Origin of the sequence: Streptomyces sp. SolWspMP-5a-2, assembly GCF_900091845.1 — a bacterium.
In the GTDB taxonomy this organism is placed as follows: Bacteria; Actinomycetota; Actinomycetes; order Streptomycetales; family Streptomycetaceae; genus Streptomyces; species Streptomyces doudnae.
On sequence record NZ_FMCI01000044.1, the window covers coordinates 131331 to 151632 of the forward strand.

Below are 20302 nucleotides of genomic sequence, written 5' to 3' on the forward strand. Positions count from 1 at the left end.
TGAAAACGACAAAGGGGGCATAGACCCGCTTTACCCATCGGTCACAGATCGTTCGTGATCACGCAACACCGTTCCTTCACAGTGGGTCCATGACGAGAAACCTGTCCGACGTGACACGAACGAGGAACGGCCGCCCCGTGCACCACTGGCGGCGGGACGTGGTCGAGCTGGCCGCGCTGTTCACGGCGGTCGCCGCGGCCGACGGCGTCGCCAACCTGATCGGGCACGGACCCGGGGGCACCACGCTGCTGCTGGTCTCGGCGGTCGTGCTGGCCGCGACGGCGGGGTTCCACATCTGGTGGTCACGCCGCCACGGTCACGCGCCGCCGGTGACCGATACCGGTGCCCGGCCGCCGTCCGAGGGACAGCAGGCCGGGCCGGGCGCGGCGGGCACGGGGTCCGGGGCGAGCACCCTGTGGCGGATGCGGACCACCGTGAAGGACGAACCCGGTTCGCTGGCCGAGCTGTGCACCGCGCTCGCCGGGTGCCGGGTCGACATCCTGAGCCTCCAGACGCACCCGCTGGCGGACGGCACGGTGGACGAGTTCCTGCTGCGGACCCCCGCCGGGCTCGCGGCCTCGGAGCTGTCCCGGGCGGTGGCGGCCGCGGGCGGCGGCGACACCTGGATCGAGCGGGCCGACGCCCACGACCTGGTGGACGCGCCGACCCGGATCCTCGGTCTGGCCACGAGGACCGCGCTGGACGCGGCCGAACTCCCGCTGGCGCTGCGCCAGTTGCTGGGCCGCTGCACCATCCGCCAGTCGCCCGCCGGGGCGTCGGGCGCCGGGGGCCCGGAGGGGGCACCGGTCGAGGGGGCGCTGGAGGACACCGTGCTGCGGCTGCGGGCGCCGGAGGGCGGAGTGATCACCGTCGAGCGGCCGTATCTGCCGTTCACGCCGACCGAGTTCGCGCGGGCACGGGCCCTCGTCGACCTCGACGCCCAGCTCGGCCCCCGGCTGCCGCACGGTGAGGACGTGCTGACCCTGCCCGAGGGCAACGAGATCACCGTCCGGCGGGCGGACGCGCGGGACCTGGAGGCCGCCCGGGAGATGCACGAGCGCTGCTCGGCACGGTCGCTGTCCCTGCGCTACCACGGGCCGGTCGGGGACGCGGACCGCTATCTGAACCACCTGCTCAGCCCGCGCTACGGCCGCACGCTCGCGGTCCAGACCGCCTCCGGGCGGATCGTCGGCCTGGGGCACCTGCTCTGGGACGGCGACGAGACGGAGGTGGCGCTGCTCGTCGAGGACGCCTGGCAGCGGCGCGGTGTCGGCGGCGAACTGCTGAACCGACTGGTGGCGATGGCCGCCGAGGCGGGCTGCGAGAGCGTGTACGCGGTGACACAGGCGGCCAACACCGGCATGGTCGCCGCGATGCGCGGCCTCGACCTGCCCCTCGACTACCAGATCGAGGAGGGAACCCTGGTGGTCACGGCCCGCCTGGAGTCCGCACGGGCAGCGGCGTCGACGACGACGGAGGAGCAGCACGGGGACCGGCTCCCGAAGGACTGACGACGCGGCAAGGCCCGGCGGGGAGGATGGAACCGCGGGGGGCGAAAGCCACAAGGCTCCAAGCCCCCGATGCTCCAAGGCCGCAAGGCCGCAAGGCCGCAAGGCCGCAAGGCCGCAAGGCGATGGTGAGGTGGCAGGGCCCGGCGTGCTCCACGCCGGGCCCTGCCTTCTGAACAGCCCCCGTCCCAGCTCCCCTCCAGCCCCCGTCCCAGCTCCCCTCCAGCCCCCGTCCCAGCTCCCTCCAGTCGCCTCCCAGCCCCGTCCCGGCGCCCGCCCCGCGACCCCGTCAGCGCCGGACAGACCTCGACACCCCCCTCAAGACAGCCGTACCGCGCCCTGCAACGCCGTGGTGTCCGTCGTCGGCCGGGAGGGGACGCCGAGGGCCTGGTCCAGGTCGGCCCAGAGGTTGTCGACGTCCTCCAGGCCCACCGAGAGGCGCAGCAGGCGGTCGCTGACGCCCGCGCCGCGGCGGTCGGCCGCGTCGACCACCCGGTGGCTGATGGACGCGGGGTGCTGGATGAGGGTGTCGACGCTGCCGAGGCTCACCGCGGGCGTGATCAGCCGGACGCCCGCGATGACGTCGTGCGGGTCGCCCGCGGTCTCGAAGGCGATCATCGCGCCGCCGACGCGCGGGTAGTGGACGCGGGTGACCCGCGGGTCGGCCCCCAGCCGCCGGACCAGTTCGGCGGCGTTGGCGGAGGCGGCGCGGACCCGGACCGGCAGCGTGGACAGGCCGCGCAGCAGCAGGTACCCGGCCAGCGGATGCAGCACCCCGCCGGTGGCGAACCGTATCTGCCGGAGCTGTCCCGCGAGTTCCTCGTCGCAGGCCACCACGCCCGCGAGGACGTCCCCGTGGCCGCCGAGGTACTTGGTGGCGCTGTGCAGCACCAGCCGCGCCCCCTGTTCCGCGGGCCGTTGCAGGACGGGCGTCGCGAAGGTGTTGTCGACGAGCAGCGGCACCGAGCCGCAGGAGTGCGCGACGGCCCGCAGGTCGATCTCCGCGAGGGTCGGGTTGGCCGGGGACTCGACCAGCACCAGGCCGGTCTCCGGGCGCAGCGCGTCGGCGATGCCGGCCGGGTCGGTCCAGGTCACCTCGGTGCCGAGCAGCCCGGCGGTCAGCAGGTGGTCGCTGCACCCGTACAGCGGGCGGACGGCCACCACGTGCCGCAGCCCGGCCGCGGCCCTGACCAGCAGGACGGCGGTGAGCGCGGCCATGCCGCTGGCGAAGGCGACCGCGGCGGGGGTGCCTTCGAGGCGGGCGAGGGCGGTCTCGAAGCGGGCGACGGTCGGATTGCCGAGGCGTCCGTAGACGGGCGGGCCGTCGGGTTCGGCGCCGGTGGCGGCGAAGGCGTCGATGCGGGCGGCCTCGCCCCTGCTGTCGTGCGAGGGGTAGGTGGTCGACAGGTCGATGGGCGGGGCGTGCAGTCCCTGCCGGGCGAGGTCGTCGCGGCCGGCGTGCACGGCCTCGGTCGCCAGAGCCCTCGGTGCGGTACGCGGGGAGTCCATGGGCAGCAGGGTGAACACCGGCCGGTCCCGGTGGGGGAACGCCCGTGCTACGTTCGGCCGATGACCGAGTCCGTCGTACTGGATCCGGTGGATCTGCGTCTGCTGGTGCTGCTTCAGAACGACGCCCGGACCACCTATCGGGACCTCGCCGCGCAGGTCGGGGTCGCGCCGTCGACCTGTCTCGACCGGGTGACCCGGCTGCGGCGCTCGGGGGTGATCCTCGGGCATCAGCTGCGGCTCGATCCGGCCAGGCTCGGCCGGGGTCTGGAGGCGCTGCTGTCCGTGCAGGTCAGGCCGCACCGGCGGGAGCTGGTGGGGCCGTTCGTGGACCGGATCAGGGCGCTGCCCGAGTCGCGGACGGTCTTCCATCTGACCGGTCCCGACGACTATCTGGTCCATGTGGCGGTCGCCGACATGGCCGACCTCCAGCGGCTGGTCCTCGACGGGTTCACGGCCCATCGCGAGGTGGCCCGGGTGGAGACCCGGTTGATCTTCCAGCAGTGGGAGTGCGGGCCGCTGCTGCCGCCTACGCCCTCGGCGCAATCCGGGTGACGCGCGGCGCGGGTCCGTACGAGGATGGCGGTATGTCTGACACCAACAGCCCGCTGCCCCGTGAGGTCGCCGACGCGTACGTCGACGACCTCGTCGCCCTCGACCCGATCACCGGCACCTACCTGGGTGTGAAGGAGAGTTCGAGCCGTCTGCCGGACACCTCCCCGGCGGGCCAGGAGGCGCTGGCCGCGCTCCAGCGGGCGACGCTCGCCCGGCTGGACGAGGCGGAGCGGCGGCCGGGCGCGGAGAACGACATCGAGCGCCGGTGCGGACGGCTGCTGCGCGAGCGGCTCACCGCGGAGATCGCGGTGCACGAGGCGGACGAGGGGCTGCGTTCGGTCGGCAACATGGGGACGGCCGCGCACGCGGTCCGCGAGGTCTTCACGGTCACGCCCAGCCAGACCGTGGAGGACTGGACGGCGATCGTCGAGCGGCTGCGGGCGGTCCCGAAGGCGTTCGCGGGGTTCCGGGAGTCGCTGGCGCTGGGCCTCGAACGGAAGCTGTACGCGTCGCCGCGTCCCACGGCCACCTTCGTGACCCAGCTCGGCGAGTGGGCGGACACCGACGGCTCGGGCCGCGGCTGGTTCGAGGACTTCGCGGCGGCGGGCCCCGAGGAGCTGCGGGGCGCGCTGGACGAGGCGGCGGGCGCGGCGACGGCTGCGGTGGCCGAGCTGCGGGACTGGATGCGGGACGTGTACGCGCCCGCGATCGAGGGCGCGCCGGACACGGTGGGCCGTGAGCGGTACGCGCGCTGGTCGCGCTACTTCAACGGCACGGACCTGGATCTGGACGAGGCGTACGCGTACGGCTGGTCGGAGTACCACCGGCTGCTCGCCGAGATGGAGCGCGAGGCGGAGAAGATCCTGCCCGGCGCGGCGACCCCGTGGACGGCGCTCGCCCACCTGGACGAGCACGGCCGTCACATCGAGGGCGTCGACGAGGTCAGGGACTGGCTCCAGGGCCTGATGGACGAGGCGATCGAGAAGCTGGACGGCACCCACTTCGAACTCGCCGGGCGGGTGCGGGAGGTGGAGTCGCGGATCGCGCCGCCGGGCAGCGCGGCCGCTCCGTACTACACGCCGCCGTCGGAGGACTTCTCGCGTCCCGGCCGCACCTGGCTGCCGACGATGGGGCAGACCAGGTTCCCGGTCTACGACCTGGTGTCGACGTGGTACCACGAGGGGGTGCCCGGCCATCACCTCCAGCTCGCGCAGTGGGTGCACGTCGCCGGGAACCTCTCCCGCTACCAGGCGGCCGTCGGCATGGTCAGCGCCAACGCCGAGGGCTGGGCGCTGTACGCGGAGCGGCTGATGGACGAGCTGGGCTTCCTCACCGACGCCGAGCAGCGGCTCGGGTACCTGGACGCGCAGATGATGCGGGCCGCGCGGGTCATCGTCGACATCGGCATGCACCTGGAGCTGGAGATCCCGGCGGAGTCGCCGTTTCACCCGGGTGAGCGCTGGACGCCCCGACTGGCGCAGGAGTTCTTCGGCGCGCACAGCAGCCGTCCGGCGGACTTCGTGGAGAGCGAGCTGACCCGCTATCTGACGATCCCGGGGCAGGCGATCGGCTACAAGCTGGGCGAGCGGGCGTGGCTGCTGGGCCGGGAGAAGGCGCGTGAGCGGCACGGCGACGCGTTCGACCTGAAGGCGTGGCACATGGCGGCCCTCTCCCAGGGTTCGCTGGGTCTCGACGACCTGGTGGACGAGCTGTCCCAGCTCTGACCGGCCCCGGGGGGCGTGGCACGGCGTCGGCCGGTCGCGTCCCCCGTCAGGTCCGGGGACCGTCCAGCGCGCGGAGTTGGACGAGGGCGAGCCAGGTCTCGGGGCCGGGTCTGACGGTCGCGGAGCGGACCGCGTACGGGCCGGGTTCCAGGGTGACGCGGAGGCTGTCGGCGCGGTCGGTGTGGGGGCCGGGCCAGGCCGAGTCGAAGAGGACGACCGGGCCGGGGACGTCCCAGCGGACGTCGTCGGTCCAGTCCGCGGTGGCGAGCGCGTCCGGTACCGCGGCGAGGAGTTCGTCCTCGGTCTCCGCAGCGCACCAGCGGACGAAGGTGCCGTGCTCCGGCAGGTAGCAGGTGGCGGCGGGCTCGTCGCCGAGGACGAGGGCGGTGCGGTCGCCGACCGGGAGCAGGCCGAACGTCCCGTCGATCTCGCAGGCCCGGTCGTAGTCGGAGGCGAGGTCGTCGCCGTCGGCCCCGGCCCAGAACGGCAGGACCGTCTCGGGGACCGCGACGAGGGGTCCGCCGTCCGACTCGACCCACTCCACCGTTCCGGGTTCCGCGTATCGCACCATGGCGCCAAACCGTACACGCAGCGGCCCGGGAGCGGGTCAACTGGGTTGCGCTATAAGGGTGTTGCGGTGCCTGGCAGTCATGGGGCGCGCTCGTCACCGGTGTTCGGGAACGGACCGGGGGCGTGTCGTCGTCCACGCCCCGCCGCTCCCCCGCCCCGTCACTCGCCGACCGAGCGGCTAGCCGCCGCCGCGCTGCCGCAGCGTGGAGCCCGACCGGCCCTTCACGACCTCCAGGCGCGCGTGGACGCGGCGGCGCAGGTCGGCGACGTGGCTGACGATGCCGACGCTGCGGTCGCGTTCGCGCAGCGAGTCGAGGACGTCGAGGACCTCGTCCAGGGTCTGCTCGTCGAGGGAGCCGAAGCCCTCGTCGATGAAGAGGGTGTCGAGGCCGACGCCGCCCGCCTCATCGGTGACGACGTCCGCGAGGCCGAGGGCGAGGGCCAGGGAGGCGAAGAAGGTCTCGCCGCCGGAGAGCGTCGCGGTGTCCCGCTCGCGGCCGGTCCACGCGTCGACCACGTGCAGGCCGAGGCCGCTGCGTCCGCGCCCTGACCGGTCGTCGGAGTGGACGAGGGTGTAGCGGCCGGACGACATGCGCAGCAGCCGCACGGTCGCGGCGGCGGCCACCTGTTCCAGGCGCGCGGCGAGGACGTACGACTCCAGGCGCATCCGGCGTTCGTTGCGCGCGGAGGTGCCCGCGGCGAGTCCGGCGAGGCCCGCGACCCGGTCGTACTCCTCGCGCAGCGGGGCCAGTCGGCGGACGGCGGCGGCGGACCGGGCGGAGAGCCGGTCGAGTTCGGCGCGGCGACGGTCGGCGGCGTCGCGCGCGGAGGACGCGGCACGGACCCGCGTGGCGGCCGCCGCGGCTTCGCGTTCGGCGGCGTCGAGGTCGGCGGCGGGGCGCCGGGCCGCCTCGGCGGTGTCGGTCTCGGCGAGGACCGCGCGGACGGCGGCCTCCTCGGACTGCCAGGCGTCCAGGCGCCGTTGGAGCTCCCGGTGGGCGGTGTCGTCGAGGAGGGCGTCCGCCGCTCCCTGCGGGGTGTCGAACCCGGCGCGGAAGGCGGCGTCGGCGAGCCTGGCGTCCGCGTCCTTGAGCCGCTGCGCGGTCTGCTCGGCGGTGCGCACGGCGTCGGCGGCGTCGGTGAGCAGGGCGACCTGCCGTTCCAGTTGCCCGGCCCGGGTCGCGACGCTGTCGGCCCCACCGCGCGCCTGCGTCAACTCCTCCTCCAGGGCACGGCGTTCGCGGTCGAGGGCGTCCCGGGCGGCGACCCGGGACGCGGCGCCGACGGCGGCCTGCTGCTGGGCGGCGACCCGCCGCTCGCGCTCGCGCTCGGCCGCGTCCCACCGTTCTCTGGCGGGCAGGAGCTGCGCCGCGGCGTCGTGGGCGCGACCGTACTGCTCCTCCAGCTCGGCTGCCTCGCGGGCGAGTTGTCCGACGGGCGCGTCCCCGGCCTCGCCCTCGGCGGTGGCCAGGGCGCGCTGCGCCTCCCCCAGCCGCCGTTCGGTGAGGGCGCGGCGTTCGTCGGCCGTCCGGTAGATGCTCTGGGCGCGTTCCTCGGTCTCCCGGTCGACGTGTCCGGCGTCCTTGCGGGCCGGTGCCGGGTGCGCGGTCGCTCCGCAGACCGCGCAGGGCTCGCCGTCGGTCAGCCGGGCGGCGAGTTCGGCGGCGATGCCGTTCAGCCGCTGCTCCCTGACGTCGAGCCAGGCGGTGCGCGCGGCCGCGGCGTCGTCGGTGGCGGCGCGGACCGCCTGCTCCTCCTCGCGGGCCTCCCCGGCCAGCCGGTCGCGCTGGCGGGCCGCCGCGAGCCGGGACCGCGCGGGGTCGCGCCGCACGGCGAGCCGCTCGGCCAGGGTGGCGGCCTGCTGCGCGGACTCGACGGCGGACTCCAGCGCGGCCCGCCGCTCCTCCCATCCGGCCAGCCAGGCGTCGGCGTCCTGGAGCGCCTCCTCGTCGGCCCGCTCCTGACGGTCCAACCGGGCTCGCTCGGAGCCGAGTTCGGCGAGGCGCTGTTCGGCGCGGCGGGCGGAGTCGAGGCCGCCGAGTTCCTCGGCGGCGCGCCGGGCGGCCGCGGCGAGCCCGGCCGCCCCGGAGTCGGCGAAGCGGGGCGGGAGTTGAGCGCGCGCCTGCTCCTGCGCGCCGTCAGCGGCGCGGTGTTCGGCGTCGGCCGCGTCCCGCAGCTCCAGGGCGGGGGCCACCGCCTCCGCCTTGCGGGCCCGCTCCATGCGGGCCTGCGCCTCCCGGTGGGCGGGGGCGCGCTCGGCCAGCAGCGCGGACCGCTCGTGGGCCTGGGCGAACCGCTGTTGCAGGCGGCCGAGTTCGCGGGTGTCGGCGAGTGTACGGTCGGCGGCGGCCTGCGCGGACTCGGCGGCGCGCAGCCCGCAGGACGCGATCGTGAGCTGTTCGCGCGCGGTGCTGCGGGCGAGGGCGGCGGCGCTCAGCACGGCGTCGGCGAGGCCCGGTTCGCCCGGCCGCAGCTCGGGCAGGTCCATCGCGTCGCCCGCGGCCTGCTGCATGCGGTGCGCGTCGGCGAGGAGCGCCTCGTCGCCCTCCCGTACCCGTGCCTCGGTGAGGCGGCGCCGGTCGGCGAGGCGTTTCTCGACGTCGGCGAAGCGCTGGGTGTCGAAGAGGCGTCCGAGCAGGCGGCCGCGTGCCTCGGCGTCGGCGCGCAGGAAGCGGGCGAACTCGCCCTGGGGCAACAGGACGACCTGGCAGAACTGTTCGCGGCTCATGCCGAGCAGTTGGGTGATCTCCTCGCCGATCTCCTGGTGGGAGCGGCTGAGGTCCTTCCAGGTGCCGGTGGTCGCGTCGTGCTCGCGCAGCCAGCTCTGGGCCTTCTCCAGGGTGGTGCCGGTGCCGCGCTTCTTGGGGCGGGCCCAGGGCGGCTGCCGGGTGACCTCCAACCGGCGTCCGGAGACGGTCAGTTCGAGGGTGACGCCGGTGCGGGTGCCGGGCTCGGCGTGGTCGCTGCGCAGGTGCTGGCCCTGGCCGCTCTGCCGGGCACCGGGGACCGAGCCGTAGAGGGCGTAGCAGACGGCGTCCAGGACGGAGGTCTTGCCCGCGCCGGTGGGGCCGTGCAGGAGGAAGAGACCGGCGGCCGACAGCTCGTCGAAGTCGACGCTCTGGGAGCCGCCGAACGGGCCGAACGCCGTGATGTCGAGCCGGTGCAGCCTCACCTGGCCACCTCCCGTTCGGTGTCGTCCACCCGCACGGCGTCGAACGCGTCGCGCAGCACGCCCTGTTCGCGGGCGTCGGGTCCGGCGCCGCGCACATGGGCGACGAAGTCCTCGGCGATCTCCTGGTCGCTGCGGCCCGCGAGCCGGGTGGCGTAGGACACCTCGGGGCCGTCCGGGGCGCGCTCGGGGTCGAAGACGAGGCTGAGGGTGTGCGGGAACCGTCCGGTGAGCCGGGCCATGGGGTCGGCGGGGCGGACGGCGTCGGTGAGGGTGGCCTCGACCCACGCCTCCTCGTGCGGGGTCAGCGCGGGGTCGGCGAGCAGGTCGTCCAGGGTGCCGCGGAGGCGGGCGAGGGCGCGCGGGACCGGGCAGTCGAGGCGTTCCGCGGTGACGGATCCCCCGGCGTCGAGGTCGACGAGCCACATCGTCTTGCGGTGGTGGGCCTCGGAGAAGGAGTACGGCAGCGGGGAGCCCGAGTAGCGGACGCGCTCGGTGAGGGTCTGGCAGCCGTGCAGATGGCCGAGGGCCACGTAGTCGACGCCGTCGAAGACCCCGGCGGGCACGGCGGCGACCCCGCCGACGGTGATGTCCCGCTCGCTGTCGCTGGCCTCGCCGCCGGTGACGAAGGCGTGGGCGAGGACGACGGAGCGGGTGCCGGGCGGGCGGGTGGCGAGGTCGGCGCGGACCCGTTCCATGGCCGCCGCAAGGACGCTCTCGTGACCGGCCTTGGCGACCTCGAACTCGCCCTTGACCAGGGCCGGTTCGAGGTACGGGAGGCCGTAGAGGGCGACGTCCCCGAAGGCGTCGGCGAGGACCACGGGGGTGCCGCACGCCGACGGCTCGGTGCGCAGGTGGATGCCGGCCCGCCCGATGAGTCCGGCGCCGACGCCGAGCCGCCGGGCCGAGTCGTGGTTGCCGGAGATCATCACGGTGGGGACACCGAGGTCGGCGAGCCGGTGCAGGGCGTCGTCGAAGAGTTCGACGGCGGCGAGCGGGGGCACCGCCCGGTCGTAGACGTCACCGGAGACGACCACCGCGTCCACGGCGTGCTCGCGGGCGGTCGTGACGAGGTGCGCGACGAAGGCGGCCTGCGCGCCGAGCATGTCGACGCGGTGGAAGGAGCGGCCGAGATGCCAGTCCGAGGTGTGCAGAAGCCTCATGACACCGACCTGACCTGCACGCCCACCTCTAACGCCGCTCTGGAACCAGGACACACCGACACGGGCCTCGCCACGGACACACCCGTCACGCTAACGCATGTCGCCCCCGGGCCCCCCATCCGGCCCGGATCCCGCGCGCGGTCGCCGGGCGGCGGGGGCGGCCGGTCAGCTCCAGTCCAGGGCCAGGTACTTGCACTCGGTGTATTCGAGCATGCCGTCGTGGCCACCCTCGCGGCCCAGTCCCGACTGCTTCACCCCGCCGAAGGGCGCGGCCGGGTCGGAGACCACCGCGCGGTTGACGCCGACCATGCCGGTCTCCAGCCGCTCGCCGACCCGCACGGCGTTGCGCAGGTCCCGCGTGTAGACGTAGGAGACGAGCCCGTACTCGGTGTCGTTGGCGAGGTCGACGGCGTCGTCGAGGTCGTCGAAGGCCACGACGGGGGCGACCGGGCCGAAGATCTCCTCGCGGAGGATGGGGTCGTCGCGGTCGACGCCCGCGAGGACGGTCGGCGGGTAGAAGTAGCCGGGTCCGTCCAGGGGGCGTCCGCCGGTGAGGGCGCGGGAGCCGTGCGCGAGCGAGGACTCCACGAGGGAGGAGACCTTGTCCAGGGTGGCGCGGTTGACCAGCGGGCCGATGCGGACGCCGTCGGCGAGCCCGGGGCCCACGGTCAGCGCGGCCATCGCCGCGGCCAGCCGCCCGCTGAACTCCTCGGCGACGGAGGAGTGCACGAGCATCCGGTTGGCGGCGGTGCAGGCCGAGCCCCCGTTGCGGAGTTTCGCGACGAGCGCGCCCTCGACGGCCTCGTCCAGGTCGGCGTCGGCCAGGACCAGGAACGGCGCGTTCCCGCCGAGTTCCATGGAGGAGCTGACCACGGTGCGGGCGGCCTCCGCGAGCAGCAGCCGCCCGACCCGCGTCGAGCCGGTGAAGGAGAGTTTGCGCAGCCGCGGGTCGGCGAGCAGGGCCGTGGTCAGGGCGCCGGGCTCCTGGGTGCACAGCACGCCGACGACGCCTTCGGGGACCCCGGCGCGGGTGAGCAGCGCCGCGATGGCCAGCGCGGTGAGCGGGGTCTCGGCGGCGGGCTTGAGGAGGACGGCGCACCCCGCGGCCAGCGCCGGGCCGATCTTGCGGGTCGCCATCGCGGCGGGGAAGTTCCACGGGGTGATCAGCAGGGCCACGCCGATGGGCTGGCGCAGCACCATGATGGTGTTCTGGCCGGAGGGCGCGGTCTGGACGGTCCCGGCGAGCCGTACCGCCTCCTCGGAGTACCAGCGGAAGAACTCGGCCGCGTACCGCACCTCGGCGCGCGCGTCGGGCAGCGCCTTGCCGTTCTCCAGCACGATCAGCCGGGCGACGGCCTCGGCGTTCTCGGTCAGCAGGTCGAAGGCGCGGCGCAGGACGTCGCTGCGTTCGCGGGGCGAGGTGCGGGCCCAGCGGCGCTGGGCGGCGTCCGCGGTGCCGAGGGCGGTCAGCGCCTCGTCCACGGTGACCGAGGCGACCCGGGCGAGGGGCTCCTCGGTGGCGGGGTCGAGCACCTCGACGGGCGGTGCGCCGCCCGTGACCCCGTCGCCCGCGAGGGGCCCGCGCGGTATCGGACCGAGCACCCCCTCGATCTCTTCCAGTGTGTTCATGTCACTCCTTGCGGGGCCGCGGTCCGGTGGGAGCCGACGGCCGGTCCCGTGGCTAGTACGCGTTGGCGACGAAGAGTTCGTCGGCCGGGAAGCGGGTGAGGATCTGCGGGCCGTCGTCGGTGACCACGACCTCCTCCTCGATCCGGGCCGCCGACACGCCGTCGGCCGCCGGGCAGTAGGTCTCCAGGGCGAAGACCATGCCCGCCTGGAGTTCGACGGGCTCCTTCATGCTGTTGAGCCGGGAGATGATGGGCCGCTCGTGCAGTCCGAGGCCCAGCCCGTGCCCGAACTGGAGGCCGAAGGCGGCCATCTCGTTGTCGAAGCCGAACTCCGTGGCCCGGGGCCACACGGCGGCGACCTGGTCGGTGGTGACCCCGGGTCTGACCATCGCTATGGAGGCGTCCATCCACTCCCGGGCGCGGGTGTACGCGTCCCGCTGGACCGCCGTCGCGCTGCCCACTCCGAAGGTGCGGTAGTAGCAGGTCCGGTAGCCGTTGAAGCTGTGGATGATGTCGAAGAACGCCTGGTCGCCGGGGCGCACCAGGCGGTCGGTGAAGTTGTGCGGATGCGGGTTGCAGCGCTCGCCCGAGACGGCGTTGACCGCTTCGACCTGGTCGGACCCCATCTCGTAGAGCCGCTTGTTGGCGAGCGCCACGATCTCGTTCTCGCGGACGCCGGGCTTGAGGGCCTCCACGATGTCCTGGTAGACGCCGTCGACCATGGCGGCGGCCTGGGACAGCAGCATGATCTCGTCGGGGGACTTGATCTGCCGGGCGTCGAGCATGTGCTGCTGGGCGTCGACCACGCGCAGCCCCTGCCGTTCCATCTCGAACAGGTAGGGCGGCTCGACGATGTCCACGCCGACCGGCAGGTTCGCGACCCCGGCGTCCTCGAGGAGTCCCTTGATCTGCCGGACGGAGTCCGCCATCAGACCGGCGCTGGGCGCGATGGCCCCGCGCAGCCCGAGCATGCCGGGGTGGCAGTTCTCGGGCCTGAGCCACGGCGCGAACAGCTGGTGGTGGCGGGTCGCCGAGCCGAAGTCCCAGAGCATGGGCTCGCCCGAGCGGGTCAGCAGGGTGTAGCGGGTCATCTTGTCGCCGAGCGCGCCGCCGATCCAGGTCTGCGTCGTGTAGCGGATGTTGTAGAAGTCGAAGAGGAGGAAGGCTCCGCAGTCGCTCGCCTCCAGCGCCGCGCGCGCCCGGTCGAGGCGGTAGCGGCGGAGCCGGTCGAAGTCGACCCGCTGTTCGAAGTCGACGGCGGCGTGGCCGGGTGCGGCCGTGAATGCGTGGGTCATGAGGGGGGAGGTCCTTCCGCTACGGGCTGTGCGCCTGCCGGGAGCCGTGGCGGCCCGGTCACCACTCCGCCGGGTACTTGGAGACGTTGGCCTTGGTCACCTCGGGCATCGGCATGAAGGTGTCGGCCTCGACCTTCTTGCCGTCGATGACGTCCGCGGCGAGGTCGACCGCGTGCCGTCCGTCCCAGACCGGGGACTGGAAGAGGGTTCCGTACTGGTCACCGGACTTGACGTTGGCCTGGCCGAGCTTGGTGTTGCCGCAGCCGACGATGATCTTCGAGGCGGGATCGACCCCGCGGTTCTTCAGGGCCTCGACGACACCGGCGGCCATGGTGTCGTCCTGGGCGTAGACGCCGTCGATCCGGGTGCCGAAGCGGGTGACCAGCTCCGAGGTGGCGGTGATGGCCTGCGCCTTGTCCCAGTTGGCGGGCTGGCTGCCGAGGATCTTGATGCCCGGGTGCTTCTTCGCGAGCTGGTCCTTGAAGCCGTTGAAGCGGTCGATCGCGGTGGAGTTGCCCGGCTGTCCGAGGACCACGATGATGTTGCCCTTGCCGTTCATGCCCTTGCTGAGCAGGTCGGCGTCGAGCCGTCCGACCTGGTCGTTCGAGGGGCCGGAGTAGGCGTGGACCAGCGACTTGTCGGCGGCCAGGACGTCGGAGTTGCTGGAGTCGACGGGGATGTTCGCGGCTTTCGCCTTGAGCAGGCAGGGGCGCACGGCGCGGGCGTCGGCGGGCCACAGGATGATCGCGGACGGCTTCTTGGCGACCGCGACGTCGCACTGCGAGGACTGGGTGGCCGCGTCGTACTTCGAGTTGGTCAGCTCCAGCTTGATGCCCAGCTCCTTGGCGCGCGCCTGCATCGTCTTCACGTAGACGGCGCCGTACGGCTGGTCGTTGCCCTGCGGCAGCAGCGCGATGACGCTCTTGGAGCCGCCGCCCCCCGCGGTGGAGCCGCCGCAGCCGGCGAGGGCGGAGCCCAGGAGGGCGGTCGCCACCAGTGTGGTGGCCGTGGTGATGAGGTGTCGTCTCATGGCTGTTCCTGTTCCGTGCTGTCGTGTCGCTGGGTTCCTGGAGCTGTCTCGGGGTGTGTCCGACCGCCGGAGGACCCTGGGGCGGGCGGGTTCCACCGGGAGAGGAGGGGGTGCGGGAGGGGGCGGCGCTAGTTCTGGCGCTGCGGCGCGGCGCGGCCGAGCAGCCGTCCGAGCAGTTCCTTCAGCCGGTCGCGCACGATCCGCAGCGAGGACGGGTCGGTGGCGACGGCGACGAACAGCACGGCGCCGACGAGGATGTTCTTGATCTCCGGGTTGTAGCCGCCGAAGTCGAGGCTGATCTGGAGGATGCCGAGTGCGGCGGCGCCGATGAGGGCGCCGACGATGGTGCCCCGGCCGCCGTTGAGGAGCACGCCGCCCACCACGGCGGAGGCGATGCTGACGAGCATCACGGTGGAACCGGCGGTCGGGTCGGCCGACGTCAGCTCCAGGGTGTTGATGATCCCGGCGCAGGAGGCGAGGACCGCGCACATCACGAACGAGGTGGCGAGCCTGCGCCGCACGGGCAGTCCCGCGTCGATCGCGGCCTGGCGGTTGCCGCCCACGGCGTAGAACTCGCGGCCCGCCCTGGTGCGGGTGAGGAAGACGTGCAGGGCGAGGAAGACCACGACGAAGAACAGCACCCGCGGGGTGAGCGGGCCGAGCAGCGCCTGGCCGAAGGCGATCCCGGACTCGATGTCCTTGATGGGGACGGGCTGTCCGCCGGTGAGCACGAAGGCCAGGCCCCTGACCGCGAACATCGTGCCCAGGGTGGCGATGAACGAGTTGACCTTGAGGACGACGACCAGCACCGCGTTCAGGGCGCCGACCGCGACCCCGAGGGCGAGGGCGAGCACGATCCCCAGGGCCAGATCGGGGGTGAGGGCGAGGACCGCGCCGGACGCGGCCAGGACGCTGCCGACGCTGAGGTCGAGTTCGCCCTGGAGGATGACGAGGGTCAGGCCCAGGGCGACGAGTCCGTCGAGGGCGATCCGGGCGAGGGTGACGTCGTAGCGCTGGAGCACGTCCGGCTGCCACACGGCGGCGTAGACGAGGACCAGCACCAGGAACACCACGGCGCGGATCTCGGTGCGTCGCGACAGGAAGGTCCTCAGCCGCGCCGCCGGGAGTGACGTGTTCATCGGATGCCTGCCTTGCGTGACAACGAGTCGAGCGCGACCGCCGCGACGATGATCGATCCGGTGACCAGTTGCTGCCAGGCGAAGGGCAGCCCCACCAGGACCAGGATGTTGGCGACGACGGAGACGAAGATGACGCCGATCATCGTGCGCTGCACGCTTCCCCGGCCGCCGAAGAGGCTGTTGCCGCCGACGATGACGGCCGCGAGGGCGGAGAAGTCGTATCCGTTGGACATGGTGGCGACGGCGGTGCTGGAGATGCTCGCCAGGACGAACCCGGCGGCGGCGCAGCACAGGGAGGAGACCACGAACGCGCCGGTCACCGTCCAGCCGCCGCGCACCCCGGCCAGCCGGGCGGCCGCGCGGTTGGCGCCGAGGGACTTCAGGGAGAAGCCGAAGACCGTCCGGGAGAGCAGGAACCAGCCGGCCACCGCCACCACCACCAGCGAGACGGCGACCAGCGGGAAGGGTCCCAGCCTGGTGTGGCCGAAGCGGTCGACCAGGCCGCCCGAGCTGCCGTAGTAGATCGTTCCGCTGGTGACGAGGGACAGCACCCCGAGCGAGGCGCCGCCGGTGGCGAGGGTGACGACGACCGCGTTGGCCCGCAGCACCCCGACGGCCAGGCCGTTGGTGAGGCCGACCAGGACGCACAGGGCGATCCCGCAGAGGATGCCGAGCGGCAGGTCGTCCGCGCCCAGGCTGAGCATCGTGACGCCGGCGATCGCCACCTGGGAGACCACGGACAGGTCGATGTAGTTGGCGCTGATGACCACGAAGGTCATGCCCACGGCGACGATGCCGACGGGGGCGGCGCGGTGGAAGATGTCCACCACGTTGGCCGTCGAGGCGAAGCCGTTCACGGCGACGGCGGCGAGGACGATCGTCGCCGCGGTGACGATGAAGATGCCGTACTCGCTGAGCACCGTGAGGGCGGCGGGCGGGGCGGTGCGGGCCTGGGCCACGGGGGGTGGCGGGGCCGGTGTCAGATGCTGCGTGCTCATACGATCTGTTCCTCCTTTCCTGCGGCGAGTCTCATGACCGCGCTCTCGGTGGCGTCCTGGGAGCCGAGGGTGCCCACCACCCGCCCGTCCCGGACGACGTGCACGGTGTCCGACAGGTCGAGCAGTTCGGGCAGGTCCGAGCTGACCAGCAGCACGGCGGCGCCGTCGTCGGCGAGTTCGCGGACGAGTTGGTGGATCTCCGCCTTGGCGCCGACGTCGACACCGCGGGTGGGTTCGTCCAGCACGACCAGCCGGGGCGATCCGGCCAGCCACTTGCCGATGACGATCTTCTGCTGGTTGCCGCCGCTGAACTGTCCGGCCTCGTGGCGCGGCCGGGGCGGCTGGAGGCCGACCCGCCCAATCACGTCCTGGGCGAGGGAGGCCATCGCGGCGTGCCGCATGACGCCGAGCCGGTTGAGGCGGCCGCGGGACGGCAGGGCGATGTTGTCGGCGACGGTCATGCCGAGGGCCAGGCCCTCCGCGCGCCGTTCCTCGGGGACGTACGCGACGCCGAGGCGTACCGCGCGGGCGTACGAGCGCAGGGGCGTCCACTCCTGGTCGCCGGTGCGCAGTTCGACCGTGCCCGAGGTGCGGGGGTCGGCGCCGACGACCGCGCGGACGATCTCCGAGCGTCCGGAGCCGACCAGGCCGCCGAGCCCGACGATCTGTCCGGCGCGCACCTCCAGGTCCACGTGGCGGACCTTGGCCGCCGACACGTCCCGGGCGCGCAGGACCACCTCTCCCGGTGCGCGCTCGCGGCGCTCGGTGCGCAGGTCCTTGGCGAGTTCCCGGCCGACCATCAGGTCGACGAGTTCGTCGCCGGTGATGTCGGCGAGGTCGGGCCGGGCGACGAGGTGTCCGTCGCGCAGCACGGTCGCGCTCTCGCACAGCTCGAAGATCTCCGGGATCCGGTGCGAGATGTAGAGGATGGCGATGCCCTGGTCGGAGAGGCGGCCGAGGAGTCCGAGGAGGTGGCTGGTCTCGCTCGGGGTGAGGGTCGCGGTCGGTTCGTCGAGGATGAGGACCCGGGGGCGGCGGGCGACCGCGCGGGCGATCTCCACGAACTGGCGGGCGGCGACGGACAGTCGGCCGACCGGTTCGGAGAGGTCGAGGTCCACGCCGATCTCGGCGAGGGCGGCGCGGGCGTGCTCGCGCTGTTCGCGCCTGCGCACGAACCCGTACCGGGTGGGGCAGTTGCCGAGGTCGATGTTCTCGGCGACGCTGAGTTCGGGCACCAGGCTCAGTTCCTGATGGACCAGGGCGATGCCCGCGTCGAGTGCGGCGGTGGCGCCGCGCCCGACCGGCTGCCCGTCGATGAGCACCTCGCCGCTGTCGGGGGCGAGGATCCCGGCGACGATCCGCATGAGGGTGGACTTGCCGGCGCCGTTCTCCCCGACGACCGCGTGCCGCTCGCCGGGGCGCAGCGCGAGGGCGACGTCGTGGAGGGCGACGACACCCCCGAACCGCTTCTGCACTCCTCTGACGTCGAGGATGTGCCCTGTCGTGTCGACAGTCATCGCTCCAGCTCCGTTCAGTGCAGCAGTTGCCCACCGGTGACGTTCAACGTCGCACCGGTGATGTTGCGCGCCGCGTCGGAGAGCAGGAAGGCGACGGCGTTGCCGATGTCCTCCGGCTCCTGCGGCCGGCCCAGCGGGATCGGGGCCACGGCGTCCCGCCAGGCCTCTTCCCGGGTGATGCCGAGGTCCTCGGCGGTGCGGGCGAGCATCGGCTCCCACAGCGGGGTGCGGACGACGCCGGGCAGAACGGCGTTGACGGTGATCCCGGCGGACGCGAACTCGACGGCCAGCGACTGGGTCAGGCCGATCACGCCGAACTTGCTCGCGCAGTAGTGGCTGAAGAGGGGGATGCCCTGCACCCCGACGAAGGACGAGGTGGAGACGATCCGGCCGGAGCCGCGCTCCAGCATGTGGTCGATGACGGCCTTGATGCTGTGGAAGACGCCGGTGAGGTTGACCGAGAGCATCGTGTTCCACTGCTCCGGTTCCATGTCCTGGAAGCGGACCCGGCCGGAGATCCCGGCGTTGTTCACCAGGCCGTCGATGCCGCCCATGTCGGCGACGACCGCCTGGGCGACGGCGTTGCTGGACTCGGCGCTGGTCACGTCGTGCTGGTAGCCGGTGGCCCGGCCGCCCGCCTCGGTGATGGCCGCGGCCACCTGCCGGGCGTTGTCGGGGTTCAGGTCCGTCACCGCGACCCGTGCGCCGAGGGCGCCGACGGTCTGGGCGATTCCGGCCCCGATTCCGGAACCGCCTCCGGTGACCATGACGACCTTGTTGTCCAGGTTGAGCATCGGGATCCTCCTTGATCCGGTGTGAACCGTTCACACGGTGCCCCAGCACCGCAGGTTTGTAAAGTGTCAGTTAACAATCGACGGAATTCGTGATGTGAAAGGGAACGTCCCTGGTGGAACGGCCGTGATGGAACGGCCCTTCACACCGCCCCGCACGGTCCTGCGGTCAGTGCGGACCGTGGCCGCGCTCGGAGTGCGGCCCGGTGTTCCCGGCGCCGTCGGCCCGGTCCCTGACGAACCAGACGGCCCGCACGACCGAGCCGGTGTCGTTGGAGAACCGGTGCGGGGTGCTCGAATCGAAATTGATTGCGTCCCCGGGCTTGAGCAGGGATTTCTCAAATCCGACCTCGACGGTGAGCGATCCCTCGATGATCACTCCGTACTCCCAGCCCTGATGCCGGATGAAACTCCCGTCGTCGCTCGAATTCGCGCCCGGCGGATAGCGGACCTCCAGGAATTCGCAGTCCTCCGACGGCCTGGCGGTCAGCCGGTGCCACTGGAGGCCGCTGCCCATGGTGATGACGGGCCGCTGGCTCCGCCGCTGCACGATCCCCGAGGCGACCAGCGGCTCCGCACCGTCTAAGGCCGCCTCGGAGAGGTCGGTGACCGTGTCCTGCGGCCCGTCGAAGACGCTGTCCATCGGGACCCCCAGCTCGGCCGCCACGGTGTACAGCACCGGGACGCTGAACGAGGAGAGGCCGCGCTCGACCTGCGAGATGTGGCTCGCCGACACGTTCACCCGGCGGGCCAGCTCGCGCACGCTCAGCCCCGCCGCGCGGCGGGCCTCGCGTATCCGCGGCCCGATCCCGCCGCCGGAGGTCCTGTCCTCGTACGGTTCGGCTTCGCTCACCGTTCACTCCTCGCACTCAAGAACGTTCACTGTCACTGAACAGCTTGAGTGTCAGTCAGCGACCGGGCGAGGTCAAGACCCGTGACACGTTCAGGCGAGCAGGCGCAGGGGTTCCTCCACCGCCGCCACCAGCGCGGCCATCCAGCGGGCCGCGAGCAGTCCGTCCACGGCCCGGTGGTCGGCCGAGAGCACCAGCGTCATCCGGGTGCGGACGCGCACCTCGCCGTCCTCGACGACGGGCTCCTGACGCCCGGCGCCGACGGCGAGGATCGCGGACTGCGGCGGGTTGATGATGGCGCTGAACTCCTCCACCCCGTGCATGCCCAGATTGCTGACGGTGATCGTGCCGCCCTCCAGGTCGCGCTGGGCCAGCCGCCCGCTGTCGGCCGCGTCGGCGAACCCGCGCACGGCGGCGGCGACCGTCCCGGGCGAGCTGCGCCCCACGTCGCGGACGACCGGCGTCACCAGGCCCCGTTCGGCGGCGATGGCGACCCCGACATCGATCGTCCCGAAGCGGCGCATGCCGTCCTCGGTCCAGACGACGTTGGCCTCCGGCACCTGCTGGTAGGCGACCGCCACCGCCTTGATCAGCAGGTCGTTGACGGACACCCGGTGCGGCGCGACCTCGTTGAGCCGGGCCCGCAGGTCGAGGAGCGCGTCCAGGGTCGCGGTCCTGCGCAGGTAGAAGTGCGGGACCGTCTGCTTGCTGGCGGTGAGCCGGGAGGCGATGGCCCGGCGGATCCGCGAGTGCGGAACCAGCTCGGGATCCACAGCCCCGCCCCCGACCGGCCCCGCGGGTACGGGCACGGCGGGCGCAGGTGCCGGCGCGGGGGCGGGTGTCGGCGTGGGGGCGGCG

The 20302-nt window shown here is 73.3% G+C and carries 16 protein-coding genes; 3 read left to right on the forward strand and 13 right to left on the reverse strand.

What is annotated here, in order from left to right:
• The first annotated feature begins 89 nt into the window (after nucleotides 1-89).
• Nucleotides 90-1511: a GNAT family N-acetyltransferase gene (locus GA0115242_RS03860; RefSeq protein ID WP_176729737.1), complete on the forward strand. Its 1422-nt coding sequence runs from the start codon at nucleotides 90-92 to the stop codon at nucleotides 1509-1511.
• A 315-nt stretch (nucleotides 1512-1826) separates the two neighbouring features.
• Here the strand turns inward: GA0115242_RS03860 and GA0115242_RS03865 are convergent, their stop codons facing one another.
• Nucleotides 1827-3017, reverse strand: coding sequence for a trans-sulfuration enzyme family protein (locus GA0115242_RS03865; protein ID WP_093824547.1), 1191 nt, complete (start codon nucleotides 3015-3017; stop codon nucleotides 1827-1829).
• Between the two features lie 60 nt (nucleotides 3018-3077).
• Here GA0115242_RS03865 and GA0115242_RS03870 point away from each other — a divergent pair, with 60 nt between their 5' ends.
• Entirely contained in the window at nucleotides 3078-3569 is a 492-nt protein-coding gene (locus GA0115242_RS03870; RefSeq protein WP_093824503.1) for an Lrp/AsnC family transcriptional regulator, read from the forward strand.
• Nucleotides 3570-3601: 32 nt separating this feature from the next.
• Nucleotides 3602-5293: a DUF885 domain-containing protein gene (locus GA0115242_RS03875; RefSeq protein ID WP_093824505.1), complete on the forward strand. Its 1692-nt coding sequence runs from the start codon at nucleotides 3602-3604 to the stop codon at nucleotides 5291-5293.
• Nucleotides 5294-5339: 46 nt separating this feature from the next.
• Here the strand turns inward: GA0115242_RS03875 and GA0115242_RS03880 are convergent, their stop codons facing one another.
• The 12 genes from GA0115242_RS03880 to GA0115242_RS03935 all read right to left on the reverse strand — a co-directional run bounded on the left by GA0115242_RS03880 (nucleotide 5340) and on the right by GA0115242_RS03935 (nucleotide 20217).
• Nucleotides 5340-5864, reverse strand: coding sequence for an immunity 21 family protein (locus GA0115242_RS03880; RefSeq protein WP_093824507.1), 525 nt, complete (start codon nucleotides 5862-5864; stop codon nucleotides 5340-5342).
• 177 nt (nucleotides 5865-6041) lie between these two features.
• The gene (locus GA0115242_RS03885) at nucleotides 6042-9035 is read right to left on the reverse strand and encodes an AAA family ATPase (protein ID WP_093824509.1); all 2994 of its coding nucleotides are present in this window, start codon (nucleotides 9033-9035) and stop codon (nucleotides 6042-6044) included.
• A complete protein-coding gene (locus GA0115242_RS03890) occupies nucleotides 9032-10195 on the reverse strand; it encodes an exonuclease SbcCD subunit D (RefSeq protein WP_093824510.1) in 1164 nt (387 codons plus the stop codon). The genes GA0115242_RS03885 and GA0115242_RS03890 overlap by 4 nt, the downstream gene beginning before the upstream one ends.
• Before the next feature lie 165 nt (nucleotides 10196-10360).
• The gene (locus tag GA0115242_RS03895) at nucleotides 10361-11824 is read right to left on the reverse strand and encodes an NAD-dependent succinate-semialdehyde dehydrogenase (RefSeq protein ID WP_093824513.1); all 1464 of its coding nucleotides are present in this window, start codon (nucleotides 11822-11824) and stop codon (nucleotides 10361-10363) included.
• Between the two features lie 52 nt (nucleotides 11825-11876).
• On the reverse strand, nucleotides 11877-13118 hold the full coding sequence (locus tag GA0115242_RS03900; RefSeq protein WP_093824515.1) for a M24 family metallopeptidase: 1242 nt from the start codon (nucleotides 13116-13118) through the stop codon (nucleotides 11877-11879).
• 58 nt (nucleotides 13119-13176) lie between these two features.
• Nucleotides 13177-14148: a sugar ABC transporter substrate-binding protein gene (locus GA0115242_RS03905; RefSeq protein ID WP_093824517.1), complete on the reverse strand. Its 972-nt coding sequence runs from the start codon at nucleotides 14146-14148 to the stop codon at nucleotides 13177-13179.
• A gap of 128 nt (nucleotides 14149-14276) precedes the next feature.
• Nucleotides 14277-15287, reverse strand: a complete 1011-nt coding sequence (locus GA0115242_RS03910) for an ABC transporter permease (protein ID WP_093824519.1) — start codon at nucleotides 15285-15287, stop codon at nucleotides 14277-14279.
• Nucleotides 15284-16285 (reverse strand): ABC transporter permease, encoded by a 1002-nt coding sequence (locus tag GA0115242_RS03915; RefSeq protein WP_093824521.1) that lies wholly within the window; start codon nucleotides 16283-16285, stop codon nucleotides 15284-15286. The genes GA0115242_RS03910 and GA0115242_RS03915 overlap by 4 nt, the downstream gene beginning before the upstream one ends.
• Complete coding sequence (locus tag GA0115242_RS03920; protein WP_093824523.1) at nucleotides 16282-17802, reverse strand: sugar ABC transporter ATP-binding protein; 1521 nt, start codon at nucleotides 17800-17802, stop codon at nucleotides 16282-16284. Before GA0115242_RS03920 ends, GA0115242_RS03915 begins: the two co-directional genes overlap by 4 nt.
• Nucleotides 17803-17816: 14 nt before the next feature.
• Nucleotides 17817-18596 carry an SDR family NAD(P)-dependent oxidoreductase gene (locus tag GA0115242_RS03925; protein WP_093824525.1) on the reverse strand — a complete coding sequence of 260 codons (780 nt, stop codon included), beginning with the start codon at nucleotides 18594-18596 and terminating at the stop codon, nucleotides 17817-17819.
• Between the two features lie 166 nt (nucleotides 18597-18762).
• The gene (locus GA0115242_RS03930; RefSeq protein ID WP_202554889.1) at nucleotides 18763-19446 is read right to left on the reverse strand and encodes a helix-turn-helix domain-containing protein; all 684 of its coding nucleotides are present in this window, start codon (nucleotides 19444-19446) and stop codon (nucleotides 18763-18765) included.
• A 90-nt stretch (nucleotides 19447-19536) separates the two neighbouring features.
• Entirely contained in the window at nucleotides 19537-20217 is a 681-nt protein-coding gene (locus GA0115242_RS03935) for a dihydrolipoamide acetyltransferase family protein (protein WP_256089363.1), read from the reverse strand.
• Between the last annotated feature and the right edge of the window lie 85 nt (nucleotides 20218-20302).

Bases quoted from the DNA above. Each gene is read 5' to 3' on its own strand.
- GA0115242_RS03915 (WP_093824521.1), bottom strand. From the start codon at position 16,285: ATGAGCACGCAGCATCTGACACCGGCCCCGCCACCCCCCGTGGCCCAG.
- GA0115242_RS03905 (WP_093824517.1), bottom strand. From the start codon at position 14,148: ATGAGACGACACCTCATCACCACGGCCACCACACTGGTGGCGACCGCC.
- GA0115242_RS03875 (WP_093824505.1), top strand. From the start codon at position 3,602: ATGTCTGACACCAACAGCCCGCTGCCCCGTGAGGTCGCCGACGCGTAC.
- GA0115242_RS03895 (WP_093824513.1), bottom strand. From the start codon at position 11,824: ATGAACACACTGGAAGAGATCGAGGGGGTGCTCGGTCCGATACCGCGC.
- GA0115242_RS03920 (WP_093824523.1), bottom strand. From the start codon at position 17,802: ATGACTGTCGACACGACAGGGCACATCCTCGACGTCAGAGGAGTGCAG.
- GA0115242_RS03870 (WP_093824503.1), top strand. From the start codon at position 3,078: ATGACCGAGTCCGTCGTACTGGATCCGGTGGATCTGCGTCTGCTGGTG.
- GA0115242_RS03860 (WP_176729737.1), top strand. From the start codon at position 90: ATGACGAGAAACCTGTCCGACGTGACACGAACGAGGAACGGCCGCCCC.
- GA0115242_RS03900 (WP_093824515.1), bottom strand. From the start codon at position 13,118: ATGACCCACGCATTCACGGCCGCACCCGGCCACGCCGCCGTCGACTTC.
- GA0115242_RS03910 (WP_093824519.1), bottom strand. From the start codon at position 15,287: ATGAACACGTCACTCCCGGCGGCGCGGCTGAGGACCTTCCTGTCGCGA.
- GA0115242_RS03865 (WP_093824547.1), bottom strand. From the start codon at position 3,017: ATGGACTCCCCGCGTACCGCACCGAGGGCTCTGGCGACCGAGGCCGTG.
- GA0115242_RS03880 (WP_093824507.1), bottom strand. From the start codon at position 5,864: ATGGTGCGATACGCGGAACCCGGAACGGTGGAGTGGGTCGAGTCGGAC.
- GA0115242_RS03925 (WP_093824525.1), bottom strand. From the start codon at position 18,596: ATGCTCAACCTGGACAACAAGGTCGTCATGGTCACCGGAGGCGGTTCC.
- GA0115242_RS03890 (WP_093824510.1), bottom strand. From the start codon at position 10,195: ATGAGGCTTCTGCACACCTCGGACTGGCATCTCGGCCGCTCCTTCCAC.